The organism is Nocardia sp. NPDC051750, assembly GCF_044453135.1.
GTDB lineage: Bacteria > Actinomycetota > Actinomycetes > Mycobacteriales > Mycobacteriaceae > Nocardia.
The window spans coordinates 87,944-101,397 of sequence record NZ_JBITCK010000002.1 but is presented as its reverse complement, the minus strand read 5'-3'; the positions used below and the strand labels follow the sequence as shown (position 1 = coordinate 101,397).

General features: G+C 66.7%; 12 protein-coding genes. 3 read left to right on the top strand and 9 right to left on the bottom strand.

Translation table 11 applies throughout. The features are described 5' to 3' along the window. Nucleotides 1-24: 24 nt before the first annotated feature. Entirely contained in the window at nucleotides 25-1,488 is a 1,464-nt protein-coding gene (locus ACIA75_RS07790) for an ATP-binding protein (RefSeq protein ID WP_397101244.1), read from the bottom strand. A 321-nt stretch (nucleotides 1,489-1,809) separates the two neighbouring features. Here ACIA75_RS07790 and ACIA75_RS07785 point away from each other — a divergent pair, with 321 nt between their 5' ends. Then, nucleotides 1,810-2,565: an alpha/beta hydrolase gene (locus ACIA75_RS07785; protein ID WP_397101242.1), complete on the top strand. Its 756-nt coding sequence runs from the start codon at nucleotides 1,810-1,812 to the stop codon at nucleotides 2,563-2,565. Nucleotides 2,566-2,727: 162 nt separating this feature from the next. Here ACIA75_RS07785 and ACIA75_RS07780 read toward each other — a convergent pair whose 3' ends face one another. The 6 genes from ACIA75_RS07780 to ACIA75_RS07755 form a co-directional block, all read right to left on the bottom strand. Continuing rightward, nucleotides 2,728-4,272, bottom strand: a complete 1,545-nt coding sequence (locus ACIA75_RS07780; RefSeq protein ID WP_397103401.1) for an acyl-CoA synthetase — start codon at nucleotides 4,270-4,272, stop codon at nucleotides 2,728-2,730. A 396-nt stretch (nucleotides 4,273-4,668) separates the two neighbouring features. Further along, nucleotides 4,669-5,805: an ABC transporter substrate-binding protein gene (locus ACIA75_RS07775; RefSeq protein ID WP_397101240.1), complete on the bottom strand. Its 1,137-nt coding sequence runs from the start codon at nucleotides 5,803-5,805 to the stop codon at nucleotides 4,669-4,671. A 94-nt stretch (nucleotides 5,806-5,899) separates the two neighbouring features. Then, a complete protein-coding gene (locus ACIA75_RS07770) occupies nucleotides 5,900-6,766 on the bottom strand; it encodes an ABC transporter permease (protein WP_397101238.1) in 867 nt (288 codons plus the stop codon). Continuing rightward, nucleotides 6,763-7,569, bottom strand: a complete 807-nt coding sequence (locus tag ACIA75_RS07765; protein WP_397101236.1) for an ABC transporter ATP-binding protein — start codon at nucleotides 7,567-7,569, stop codon at nucleotides 6,763-6,765. The genes ACIA75_RS07770 and ACIA75_RS07765 overlap by 4 nt, the downstream gene beginning before the upstream one ends. Nucleotides 7,570-7,637: 68 nt before the next feature. Then, the gene (locus ACIA75_RS07760; protein WP_397101234.1) at nucleotides 7,638-8,858 is read right to left on the bottom strand and encodes an amidohydrolase; all 1,221 of its coding nucleotides are present in this window, start codon (nucleotides 8,856-8,858) and stop codon (nucleotides 7,638-7,640) included. A gap of 23 nt (nucleotides 8,859-8,881) precedes the next feature. Continuing rightward, a complete protein-coding gene (locus ACIA75_RS07755; protein ID WP_397101232.1) occupies nucleotides 8,882-9,625 on the bottom strand; it encodes a sulfite exporter TauE/SafE family protein in 744 nt (247 codons plus the stop codon). Nucleotides 9,626-9,925: 300 nt separating this feature from the next. Between ACIA75_RS07755 and ACIA75_RS07750 the strand changes: the two genes are divergently transcribed. After that, entirely contained in the window at nucleotides 9,926-10,570 is a 645-nt protein-coding gene (locus ACIA75_RS07750) for a GntR family transcriptional regulator (protein ID WP_397101230.1), read from the top strand. A 55-nt stretch (nucleotides 10,571-10,625) separates the two neighbouring features. Beyond that, a complete protein-coding gene (locus tag ACIA75_RS07745) occupies nucleotides 10,626-12,134 on the top strand; it encodes an amidohydrolase family protein (protein WP_397101228.1) in 1,509 nt (502 codons plus the stop codon). Here the strand turns inward: ACIA75_RS07745 and ACIA75_RS07740 are convergent. Then, nucleotides 12,116-12,601 (bottom strand): hypothetical protein, encoded by a 486-nt coding sequence (locus ACIA75_RS07740; RefSeq protein ID WP_397101226.1) that lies wholly within the window; start codon nucleotides 12,599-12,601, stop codon nucleotides 12,116-12,118. The two genes, ACIA75_RS07745 and ACIA75_RS07740, sit on opposite strands and share 19 nt — an antisense overlap. A 20-nt stretch (nucleotides 12,602-12,621) precedes the next feature. Beyond that, on the bottom strand, nucleotides 12,622-13,338 hold the full coding sequence (locus ACIA75_RS07735) for a hypothetical protein (RefSeq protein WP_397101224.1): 717 nt from the start codon (nucleotides 13,336-13,338) through the stop codon (nucleotides 12,622-12,624). Between the last annotated feature and the right edge of the window lie 116 nt (nucleotides 13,339-13,454).

Sequence of the window (13,454 nt, the reverse complement as noted above, 5' to 3'; positions counted from 1 at the left end):
GGCCCTACGACCCACCGACAGCTACTACCGGTAGAGCATCGGCAGGTCGATGAGGACAACGTCGCCCGCATCCGCAGCCGCTCGGATCTTGTCATTGAAACCGGCACCGCTGAAGCACAGAAGCCGGGTTCGACTGGTGTCGTAACGGCCGTTTCGGGCGATCAGATCTCTGATGGCCTGCAGCCGTTCCAGATGGGCGGCTCCCATCGTGTCGTTCCACTTCGCCTCCCCGATGGCCAATAGCGGCGGTTTACCGCCCTCAGCGACCCCAATAACAGCGACATCGACCTCATGGCTAGTTCGGGTACCGCTGTCGTGGACGGCTCCGTGGCCGACCCTGGCCGGGAATCCGTCGAACAGTTCGGGGTCGGCGTGGTGGAGCGCCCAGTCCCGGCAGACCTGCTCGAAATGAGGCCCGAGGACATTGCTCACGTATCGACGCCCACTGACTCGCCATACGCGTGCAGCGCTCCCGGGCCGCTCCAACTGGTCCCAGACCGGACGCATGATGGCGTGATAGAAGCGGATCAGCGGTTCGGATATTCGATAGGTGGAACGGTTGTCCCGGAACACATCCGCGTCGCGGTACAGCAGACCGGCATCCTCGAGGACGTTCATCGGGTGCGCGATATCGTGTGCTTTGCGTTCCAGGTAGTTCGCGATACCGCCGCGGGTCGTGTTGCCGTCTGCGACTGCGCCGAGCACTGAGAGATACAGTGCTGTGTCCCGCAATTCGGGCTCCTCGGCCAACAGGTACCTGGGTTCCCGGAAGAGGGGGGTCTCCGGGTTCATGACCGTCCGGACAACCCAGTCGTCGAAGTCGTCGGGCCCTGCTGGAGTATCCCCGCGCGCGAACTCGCGCCGATACGCCGGTGTGCCTCCGACGATAGAGTTGACCTGCAGGGCCAGGCGAGCATCGGTGATCTCCCAGAAATCGGCCGCCAGGCGGAAGTCGAGTGGACGAACCAGCAACTCCAGCCCGGCACGGCCGCGCAGCGGAGCATTGCCGGACAGTATCCGTCCCATGAAGGACAGCGCGGAACCGCACAGCAACAACCGAGTTCGTGAATTCACCCGCTCGGCCCGCCGCGGTCGCACGGCTTCTTGGATAATCGACGGTAGCTCTGGATTGGCCTTGGCGAGGTAGGGAAATTCGTCGATGACAACAGGGATCGGACCATCTTTGCCCAGTCCGAGCAAGGTGTCCATCACTTCCGCCCAGCCGTGAAAGTGGAACGGGCTCGCAGGGCGGCAGTGCGCAGTCAGTGCGGCACTGATCCGCCGCAGCGATTCGGCGTCGGTTGCCTCTGTCGCGCCGAAGTAGAATCCGCCTGCCGCCTCACAGACAGCCTCGAGCAGGAAGGTTTTTCCTTGGCGGCGTCTGCCCGAGACCACCCCGAGCGTCGCACCGGGACGTTCATCGGCAACGAACCCGGTCAGCGCGGACCACTCGTGGTCACGATCGAACATATCCGCCGGCTTGCGCAAGGCGATCCTCCACGGTTTATAGAACCACAGTTTATAGAACTGTACATCTATAAATTTTGCCAGGTGAAACGGCCTGCTGACCGCACGACTGCCGACGCGGAGGCAACACCCAACCGGCCATGGCGCGGTCTCCCGCTCCGTGAGGCACGGAGCGCGTCCCGGGTTGGTGGTAATCTCCGTGAGTCCGTGAGTCCGCGCGAGGAGGTGAGTCCCATCAACGCTGTATCGAATGGGTGCTCCCCATCATCTTCACGGCTGGGCGATTGACGTAGGTGTCGCCGGGAGTGCCTGGACAAGGCCATCCCGAAAGGCAACATACCTATGCATTTCACCACCGCCGATACGTCGTCGAACGACGTTGTCGAACGCGACTTCACGCTGGGTGATATACCCGGCGTTCTCTGGTCGCCCGTATCCGGGTCCGGCCACCTTCCCTTGGTGCTGATGGCGCATTCCGGCGGACAGCACAAGCGAGCACCGGGCATCGTCGCACGCGCGCACCGGTTCGTGACCGGCTGTGGCGCGGCGGTCGCCGCCATCGATGCGCCCGGCCACGGCGACCGGCCGCGTTCGAACGAATTCGAGCAGCAGATCGCGGGCCTGCGGCAGGCGCAGCAGACAGGCGCACCGGTCTCGACGATCGTTGCCGGCCTGCACACCTGGCTCGCCGCACAGGCCGTACCGGAATGGCGGGCGACTCTGGACGCGCTCCGGAATGTGCCGGAGCTCGGCATCGAGGGCCGGGTCGGTTTCTGGGGCATCATGCAGGGCACCGGTATCGGTGTGCCGTTGGCGGCGGTCGAACCGCGGATCTGTGCGGCGATCTTCGGCTGCCTCGGACAGGAATCCCTGACGGACGCGGCGGAACAGATCACCGTCCCGATCGAATTCCTGCTCCAGTGGGACGACGAACTCGTCGACCGGGCCTCGGGCCTCGCACTGTTCGACGCCTTCGGCTCGACAGAGAAAACGTTGCACGCCAACGCGGGCGGGCATACGGGTGTGCCCCGATTCGAGATCGACAGCGCGACCAGGTTCTTCGCCCGGCACCTCGGCACCGGCACCGCACCGGCCTGACGTGATGGATGGACAGTGGCGTCCGACATCTCACCGGACGCCACTGCCGCCATTCGAGGCTCTCCCCCTGTGCAGCCGGTACCGAACAGCCGGAATGCGGGGCGGAACATAGATCGCCTTTTACATAGATCGGATCTATGTTTATCGCGCCGAGGTCGACCGTCAGATGATCAGGTTGTCGTGGTCCTTCCAGTACGACTCGCGCAGGCGTCGCTTGTACAGTTTGCCGCTGGGATCGCGCGGGAGTTCGTCGACGAAGTCGACCGAGCGAGGGCATTTGTAGGCGGCAAGCTCCGTGCGGCAGAACGCTATGAGATCGGCAGCCAGGCCGTCGCCCGCGGCGGCCGGATCGACCGGCTGCACCACGGCTTTCACCGCCTCGCCCATCTCCTCGTCGGGCACCCCGATCACCGCCACATCGGTGACCGCGGGGTGAGCGGCGAGGGTGTTCTCGGCTTCCTGCGGGTAGATGTTCACGCCGCCGGAGATGATCATGTGGGCTTGCCGGTCGGTGAGGTAGAGGTAGCCGTCGGCGTCCAGGTAGCCCATGTCGCCCAGGGTGCGCCAGCCCTTCGGATGGGCGGCCGCGACGGTTTTGGCGGGGTCGTGGTGGTATTCGAACGGGCGGCCGCCGTCGAAGTAGACGACGCCCACCTCACCCACCGGAAGTTCCGCGCCGTCCGCGCCGACGATATGACATTCCTGAGCCGGCCGGCCCACCGATCCGGGGTGATCCAGCCATTCACGGGCAGAGATGTAGGTATTGCCGACGTCCTCGGTGCCCGAGTAGTACTCGGAGATGATCGGACCCCACCAGTCCAGCATCTGCTGTTTGATCGCGACCGGGCACGGTGCCGCGGAATGGACGACGTCCACCAGGCTGGAGGTGTCGTAGCGGTCGCGTTCGGCGGGCGGCAGCCGCAGCATACGTACGAACATGGTCGGCACCATCTGGGTGTGGGTGATGCGGTGCCGCTCGATCAGTTCCAGGCACTGCCGGGCATCGAACCGTTCCATCACCACGACCGTGGCGCCGAGCCGGTGCCACGACATCGAGAACACCAGGGGAGCACCGTGGTAGAGAGGTGCGGGCGAGAGATATACCGCGTCCCGGGTGGGGCCGCTGACCAGCAGACCCCGGGCGATCTGCACCGGCGGCGCGGACGGATCGCCCAGCGGAGTCGCCGCCAGCGGCTTGCGGATACCCTTCGGGCGCCCGGTGGTGCCCGAGGAGTACAGCATCTCGCGGCCCTCGCATTCCGCGGCGCCGAGCGGGTCCGCGGACTCCGCCGCCAGCACATCCTCGTACGGCTCGAAACCCGGCAGCTCGCCCGTCCCCGCGATCCGCACCGGGATCCGCGTCAGATCCAGGTCCGCGACCACCTCAGCCATGGACTCGCCGGCGATCAGCGCGGTGGCACCGCAATCGTCCAGGATGTACTGCACTTCCCCGGCGGTCAGATGCCAATTGACCGCTGTGTAGTAGAGCCCGGACCGCTGCGCCGCCCAAGCGATTTCGAGGTACTGACGGTTGTTCTCCATCAGGATCGCGATATGGTCGCCGACCTTCAGCCCGCGGGCTCGCAGGGCCCGGGCGCCCCGGATCGACCGCTGCTCCAGGTCCCGGTAGGTGACGATCTCCGCACTCGACGCCATGATGATCGCGGGCCGGTCCGGTGTGCGTTCCGCGTGCCATCCGGGGGTCATCTCCGCCGCCGGCCCCCCGGCCTGGGATGAAATGTGATCGTTCCTCATGCGCATGTCCTCACTCCGGCGGTTTCGCCTCACCTGAGGTTGTACTCCCCGGAACCGTTTCCGGTCGGTGATTCAGCGACGTTTCCTCCTCGGCGCTGTCACCGAGCGCGGGTGCCCGGATACGGCCCGTGCGCGGTGGTTGCCGCGATCCGCACGGGCCGAACAGGAGGGATCGGTTCGGCTGCCCCTCGCCGGCGACGCCGAAACCCGCGGGGCCGGTTCGAAACGGAGGTAGCTGCCGAACCCGGACGGCACCGCGTCCCCTGGCAGCCACGGCACGGCCGGTTGCCAGAGGACGGTAGATGCTGTCCTACCCGGCCGTGGACAACGGCCGGGGTCGGTGCACGATCAGGGTTTCGGAACTGCAGGGAGCCCGATACTCGGGTCGATGAATTCATTGGTCACCAGATCCGCGGCGGTGAGCCCGTCGGCGATCCGGTCACCGCGGGCGCGGAGAATCGGTGTCACCGCCTCGATCACCCGGTCCACCCTGGCATCGTCGAAATTGCCCAGAGTGCTGTCCGGACCGTTGCCGACGATCTTCTCGGCGACCTGGACTTTGACCGAATCGGTGTTACCGGCGGCGGTCATCGGCGGACCGTCGGGAATCGTCTCGGCAATCCGCAGCAGGGCGGCGTTGACCGGTTCGGGGTCGGCGATGTAGTCGGCCTGGGCCTGCTGCAGCATGGGGACCAGTTCCGTCAGGCAGGGGCGCAGGGCGTCGAGTTCTCCGGCGCGGACCGACCAGGCGTGCGGGTAGATCTCGTAGCCGGATTCGTGGACCAGCAGATAGTCGGTCGGTTTGCGCCAGCCCTCCACATCGTGGGCCCAGCGGTACGGCTCGTTGGATACGTAACCCTGCTGCATCACCTTGCCGCGTTCGGCGACGAAGCGGCTCGGGGTGCCGTCGAACGAGGCGTCGGCCTGCTCTTTGCTCACAAAGCCGTTGGCGACGAGATAGTCCATGAAGATCTTGCCCTCGCTGTACACCACGGGCGCGCCGGTGCCGGGCACATCCTTCCAGGATCCGACCTGGTAGGTGGCCGGGTCCCACATGATGATCTGCGGGTTCACATCGAGCGAGGCGAAGACACCGGTGACGGGGAATTCCTCTTGCGCCCGGACCGCGTCGTCGGTGGGGACGAAGCCCAGTGTGATGTCGGTGTCCTGATACATCTGCGCGGGGACCGGCTGGCCGCCGAGGAAGGGGCCGCCGAGGCGGACTTCGACGTTGATACCGGTATCCCCCAGCGGACCAGCGTAGGAGCCCTTGTTGACGTCGACCGTGCCGTCGGGGCCGACCAGCTGGAAGGCGGCGGCCCGTTCCGGTGTGGCGTACCAGTCGGTTTGGATGACGACCGTCGCGGGGCAGACGCCGGCCAGCGGTCCTTCGCCGGTGGGTCCGGGGACGGAGGTGGCGCCGCCACACCCGGCGAGCAGGACACTGCCGGTAACGGCGGTCAGGACGGAGATCGATCTCTTCATGGAAACTTCCTGGAGTGTGCGGCGGATGGGGCGATGCCGCGAATGCGGCGGTGGTTGTCGGACGACGACGTGCGGAGTCGGACGCGCGGCAGGGTCAGTGGCCGCGGCGGCGGCCGTGTGCCCGCTCGACGCGGACGGCCAGGAAGTCGAAGAACCAGAACAGGACGAGGCCGGCCAGGGACGACAGCAGCAGGGCGGTGAGCAGTTCCTCGGTGGCCAGCCGCTGCCGGTAGACGTCGATCATCCGGCCGATACCGGGTTCCCCCTGGCGGAAGAAGAAATCCGCCACGATGGAACCGATGATCGCCATCCCGCCGGAGATCTTGAAACCGGAGATCATGGCCGGAAGCGCGGTCGGCAGTTGTAGTTTCAGCAGGCGCTGCAGCCGGGTCGCGCCGTGCAGGGTGAACAGATCGTGCTCGGCGGGCGCGACGGATTTCAGCCCGAACAGCGTATTGGTGACCACCGGGAACAGCGCCACCATCACACAGACGATCACCCGGCTGCCGAACTCGTAGCCGAACCAGAAACCGAACAGTGGGACCACGGCCAGGATGGGAATGGTCTGCAGGATCACCGCGTACGGGTAAAGGGAGTATTCGGCCCACCGCGCCTGGCTCATCACCACCGCGAAACCCACACCCAGCACCATGGCGATGGCGAGGCCGCTCAACGCGACCAGCACCGTGGAGCCCAGCGCGGACAGTATCTCGGCGCGGACAGCGGAATCCAGCAGGCCCTCGGTGATCACCTCGTCGGGCCCGGGCAGCAGGAATCGGGACTCTGCCGCGATCAGGTAGTGACTCGCGAAATACCAGGCGCCCATGACGAGAAGGAACACCACGACCGGGGCGACGATCCGCACCGGCACGTTGCGTGCCCGCCGGGGCCGCGGCTCGGTTTTCGGGTCGGTCCGCGCGGTCACCGTGGATGCGGCGGCATCGGCCGCGACCGTGGTCATGCGGCGACCGCCTGTTCGGCGGCGTGCAGCGTGGCCGAGACCTCGCCGGCGATCTCGGCGAACTCCGGCGTGTAGCGCAGGCCGGGTTCACGCGGGAAGTCCAGCGGTACCGGGATATCGGCGGCGACCCGTCCGGGCCGGCCGGTGAGTACGACGACCCGGGTCGACATGAACACCGCCTCCGGCACCGAATGGGTGACGAAAACACCGGCGAAGGCGTCGCGGCGGAACAGGCTGCCGACTTCCTCGTTGAGCCGCTGCCGGGTGATCTCGTCGAGCGCCCCGAACGGTTCGTCGAACAGGAAGACCTCCGGCCGCAGGGTGAGCGCGCGGGCGATGGAGGCCCGCATCCGCATCCCGCCGGACAGTTGCGCGGGTTTGTGTTTCTCGAAGCCGGCCAGCCCGACTCGCTCGATCGCGTCCTGGGCCGCGGCGCGGCGTTCGCCGCGCGGCATCCCGGCGAGTTCCGCGGGGAGTTCCACATTGCTCAGTACCGTGCGCCACGGCAGCAGAGTGGCTTCCTGGAAGACATAGCCGAGGTGGTCGGTACCGACTTCGACCCTGCCGGAACTGGCCTGTTCGAAGCCGGCCGCCAGGCGCAGCAGCGTGGATTTGCCGCAGCCCGACGGCCCGACCAGGGAGACGAATTCGCCTGGGCCGACGGTGATATCGATATCGCTCAGGGCGGCGGTCCCGTTTTCGAAGACCATCGACACATTCCGGAAGGCGAGGGACGATTCGGATCCGGTCGTATACGTTGCCTCCCCCGAGGAGGTCGGCGCCGGGATAGCCTCTGTACTCATAGAACAGTTTTATCGGACGCTGATTGCCGGATGCGGTCCACCGGATTACGCCCCTGTTTCGTATACGATCAGTCGGCGAGTTGTCCGGCGCGAGCCACCACGACACCACCTTTGACAACCAGGCCACGCACCGGGACGCCGACCACCGCCGCGGCCGGCGTCGGCGCCTGCACCGTGAGCAGATCGGCCCGGGCGCCCGGCCGTAGCCCGTAATCCGGCAGACCCAGCACCTTCGCACCGCCGAAGGTGCCCGCCGCCAAGGCGAGTTCGATCTCCTCGTCGGCCAGCAGGCGGTCGCGGAACGCGACGGTACCGATCCGGCGCAGCATGTCGCCGTCGCCGTACGGGGTCCACAGATCACGGATACCGTCGTTGCCCAGCGCGAGCGTGGCCCCGGCCGCATGCATCACCCGTGGCGGGACCACCGGGGCGTCACCGACCGCGCAGGTCACCATGGCCACGCCCGCCTCCGCCAGCCGTTCGGCGATCCGCTGCTGCTCATCGGGCGGCAGCGCGCCCATCGCATAGGCGTGGCTGATCGTCACCCGGCCCGCCAGACCGGTGGCCCGCGTACGTTCGATGATCAGGTCGAATTCCCAGGCGCCCAGGTTTCCGGGGTCGTGCAGGTGGATATCGATCTTGACGCCGAAACGTTCGGCCAGGCCGAAGATCACGTCGAGCTGGCCGGTCGGGTCACCGTCGAAACCGGCGGGATCGATACCGCCCACCACCTCGACACCGTCGGCCAGCGCCTCGGCCAGCAAATCGGCAACCCCCGGGCGGCTCATCAGACCACCCTGCGGGAAGGCGACGAGTTCGACGTCGACCCGGTCACTGTGCCGCGCGGCGGCGGCCCGGACCGCCTCGACCCCGGCCAGACCCACCGACGGATCGATATCGATATGGCTGCGCACATACGCGGTGCCGCCGGTGACCATCGTCGCGAGCAGGTTCGACGCGTAATCGGCGTTGGGAATGCCGAGTTCGGCGCGCCGGCCCTCCCCGTTCGCGATCCGGCCGGCCAGCGAGCGGCCCCCGGTGTTGGGCACCCAGGGTCCGCCCCAGAGGGTTTTGTCGAGGTGACAGTGGGTGTCGACGAAACCGGGCAGGACCAGAGCGCCGTCCAGTTCCACGGTCTCGATACCCGGCGCGGACAACCCCGCGCCGATGCTCTCGATCCGGCCGCCGCGGATCAGGATATCGGCCGTTTCGACCGGCCGGCCGGGCGTCCAGGGGCGACCGTTGCGAAGCAGTAGATCGGCCGTTTTGCTGGGCAGGGAATCGGACACAGCGGTTCCTACTTTCGACAGGTTCAGGTGAACAACATGGCGGTGCCCGCACCGGCACCGAAAACGATCACCACGGCGCGGAACACGCCGGGGCGCAAGCGATCGGCGACCTTCGCGCCGACCGCCCCTCCGGCCAGGCACGCCGGTGCCAAAACGGCCACCGACCACCACTCGACGGGGCCGAACAGTGCCACCGCAACCATTGCGGTGGTCGATACCGTAAGGGTCAGCGCGCTTTTGAGACCGTTGAGCAGATTCGCCGAGGCGTCGATGCCGAGCGCGAGGGCAGTGAGCAGCACGATCCCCATACCGCCGTTGAAATAGGCACCGTAGACACCGCCCAGGAAAACCCCCACGAAGAGGGTGAGCCGGGAGTCCCCGCCCTTCTCGGCGAGCTTGCGCGAGATCAGCGGCTGGGCCGCGAAGAGGGCGGTGGCCGCCAGTACCAGGTAGGGCACCAGCGCGCCGAACACCTCGGGTGGTGCGGCCAGCAGGACGATCACGCCCCCGAGGGCACCGGCCGTTCCGGTGACGATCAGTCGCGGAAGCAGACTCCGGTGTTCGGCGATCCGGTTGCGCAGCGCGGCGGCACCGCCCAGATAGCCCGGCCAGACCGCGACCGCGTTGGTCACCGTGGCGGTGACGGGCGGCAGGCCGGTGGCCAGCAGCGCGGGAAACGACAGCAGGCTGCCGCCACCGGCGATGGAATTGCAGACGCCGGCGCCGAACCCGGCCACCAGCAGCAGAACCGCATACATGGGATCCATGGCCATATTCCTCCGATCCGAAGTAGGTCCGGATCGTATACGAAAAATAGGCTGCGTGCCGAATGAGCACTCCCCGGCAGATGAACTCTGCCGACCCTCCGCGGCCGGAATTCCACAAACCCACCTGATGGCCCGGGGCGGGACCAGGCCGGTCGGGCGGTCCGACCATGCGAGGCGGCCGCCCCCGCACCGGCGCCCCACACCCACACCTGGTATCCAGTGGTTAGCACCGGGCTGCGGATCGTATGCGACCGCGCCCCCGACGGAGCCGAGGACGATGTGGCCAGCAGTAACCCGCGAATGACCAAACAGCAGGTGTGCCGCGCCATTCGCGAGGACATCATCAACGGTGTCTTCGCACCCGGTCAGCGGCTGACCGAGGACACGATCGCCGAGAGTTACGGGGTCTCCCGAGTCCCCGTGCGGGAGGCGCTGCGCACCCTGGAAGCCGAAGGTTTCGCCTACTCCCGGCCCTATGCCGGCACCTTCGTCGCCGAACTGACCGAGGCCGAGGCGGCGGACCTGCTGGAGATCCGCGCCCTGCTCGAGCCGCTGTGCGCGAGCCGGGCCGCGCTGCGGCGCACCCCGGAACAGCTCGGCCGCCTGAAGGAACTCACCGCCCTCGGCCAGGATGCCGTCCGCACCGGCCGGCTCGACGAGCTGACCAGGCTCAACAGCCGCTTCCACGAAGTACTGGCCGAGGCGTCGGGCAGCACCCTGCTGACCCAGCTGATCACCCAGCTCGGCTGGAAGATCGCCTGGGTGTACGCGGTGGAGCTGCCGCGCCGCGCCGCCGATTCCTGGCTCGAACACGAGCTGATCTGCGCCGCACTGGAAGCGGGCGACGCGGATCTCGCCCAGCGGCTGGTCACCGAACACATCGGCCATGCGACCACCGCCTACCGGCTCCGGCACGCCCGGTCCGCGGCGGGCTCGGGTTCGTAACGTCCGCGAAGCATTACAGCGCACCACCGGAAACAGGCGGGTCGTATACAAAACAGTGACGTATTCCGCCGCCCGGGAGGTCCCGTTGCCGAATCCGCTGCCACCGAACGCGCCCGGCTCGCTGCCGCGCACGGCGCTGAAGTCGCCATACCGCACCGGATCTGCTGTGCCCGGCGAGTCCGGAGTTCCCGTCCAGGTCGATGCGGCACCGCACCACAGCGCCGGCGATCCCGTCCCGGACGACGCGGCGAACGCGCTGCACCGCGGCCCAGGGGATCCGCCGGATCGCACGCGAGCCGACCTGGTGCTACGCAACGCTCATATCGACGACTCGGCGCCACTCGTGGATATCGCCGTCAGCTCCGGCGTGATCACCGCTATCGGCCCGGATCTGGCATGCACCGCAGAGCAGGAGATCGATTGCGCGGCCCGGGTGGTGATTCCCGGCCTGGTGGAATCGCATGTTCACCTCGACAAGGCCCTGCTGGACCGCGAGCGCAGCGGCGACGGAACCCTCGCCCAGGCGATCGCCGTCACCGCGGAGCTCAAACGCGATTTCACCGCCGCCTCGATCCGCGACCGCGCCCGCCGTGTCCTGGAACAAGCCATTACCCACGGCACCACCACTACTCGCGCCCATCCCGATGTCGATCCGATCGTGGGCCTACTCGGGGTGAGCACGTTGCTCGAGCTGCGCGAGGAGTTCCGCGGCCGGATCGACCTGCAGATCGTCGCGTTCCCCCAGGAGGGCATCTTCCGCTCCCCCGGCACCCTCGCCCTGCTCCGGGAAGGCTTGCGCGCCGGCGCGGACGTGATCGGCGGCTGCACCTACAACGAGGACTCGGTGGCGCAGTGCCGCCGGCACATCGATCTGGTCTTCGAACTGGCCGCCGAGTTCGGCGTCCCGGTGGACCTGCACGCCGACTTCGCCGACGACACCACCGACCCTCGGTTCGCCCTGGCCGATTACATCGCCGACGTCACCGAACGCACGGGAATGAGCGGCCGGGTCACCATCGGCCACGCGACCTCCCTGGCCGCCCGTCCACCAGCGGACCGGGAGCGGGTACTGCGCCGCCTGGCCGAAGCAGGTGTGGCCGTGGTTCCACTGCCGGCCACGGATATGTTCCTGGGCGGGCGCGGCGATACCGTGAATATCCGCCGCGGGATCGCCCCGGTCCGCGAAATGTGGGCGGCAGGCGTACGAACTGCCTTCTCGTCCAACAATATTCGCAATGCGTTCACCCCCTACGGCAATGCCGATCTACTCGATATCGGCCTGTTCCTGGCGCAGACCTCGCACCTGGCGGGACCGGAGGATCTCACCCGGGTACTCGGAATGGCAACCTACGACGCCGCCGCCGTAGTCGGCATCGCCGACCGCTACGGGCTGCGCGAGGGCGCGGCCGCCGACCTCGTGGTGCTGTCCACGCATCGGGTCGCCGACGCGCTCGTGGACCGTCCGGACCGCTGCTACGTGATCAAATCGGGCCGGGTGGTCGCGCGGACCACCCGGACCCAGGAGCTGCTCCCGGCATTGCCGAATTACGTAGTGAACAACTGAATGTGGACGTAACGAGTCGCTTGGTCTCGTTCATCGACAATAACTATTCGAATGACCGATTTTCCATCGGCGTCACGGTATTCGTCCTCGGCCCGTAGGAGCGATGGCGAGGTATCCAGTGGAGGGCCCGCAATAGCGGTTTCGGAAACCTGGAATGCTTTTACCAGGGGCGTAGCGAAATTCGACGCCTGCAGGAGCCGGTTCACACCCTCCGGGTCTGTCGACAGCGCGATCCGGTAAAGAGTGTCGCCGCCGTGTTCCGTCCGAGCATCGAGCACCGTAGCGTTGTCCGGAATCAGTATTCCGCCGAATTCGCTTGCTTCCCCGGCGATATCGGCGGCATTCTCCGGCTGTGCCGACCCCGGTCGCGGCTCGCCGTCGCTACTCGCGCTGCCGCACCCGGTCATCATCCCGGAAACAGCCACCGCCAGGGAAACGATCGAGAGGCAAGCCAGCCCCGTCCGCACGATTCGAGAAGTTCTTTTCCTCATCTGGTCGGGTCGGTCCTTTCTCCGTCTCGACTGTCGTCCGACCCCGGTAGGTCCACCGGGCCGTTCGCCGGAATGTTCCCCTCGTACCGGCGGACTTCACTGGTGCCCTTGATATCGTACTCACGGGCCAGCCCGGCCGTATGCAGTTCCCCCATATCCTTGTCGTGGACCGTCACGCCGGCGATTTCGACGCTCTTGCCCTCGTCCCAGTTATACCTGTCGTAAATATGGATCTTGTACTCGACTACAACGCTCGGCTGGGCTCCCTCTGCGGGCTCGCGCGTGATGACTACACCGCTGGCCGCCATGCGAGTGCCTCCCATCGCAAAGAACCAATCGGCATTCGATTCTTTGGTGATATAAAATGGATCCCAATCCGTCTGGAATGTAGTTGGATTGTCGTAGTTCTCGGCCGCTGCCGCCGCCGAGGCGATCCTTCTGATTTCTTGCTCGGCCAACGAGTTGGCATGGGTATTGGCATCCGGTACGTCATGTAATACCGAATCCACGTTGACCTCCAGCGTGTCCCCGCTGTTGCCGAGGTAATGATCCAGATGCGCAGCAGCATGCGTATAGCCGATGGCATCCGCGGCCGAGGCCACTGCTGCTGCCACCTCGGCGTATGCGATATCGTCCAGTATTGCGTACCAGGGCTGCGAGTCCCATTCGCCCGCTCCGGGATCGGTCTCCGGCGGGTCGGGCGGTCCAGGCATCGGGATCGGGCTGATCGGCGGCTCCGGTGACGGACCGGGTGAGGGACTCGGGGTCGGTTCGTGCTCTACCATGAATTCATTACTCGTTCTTTTTCGATAAATCTACAAAATCTTGT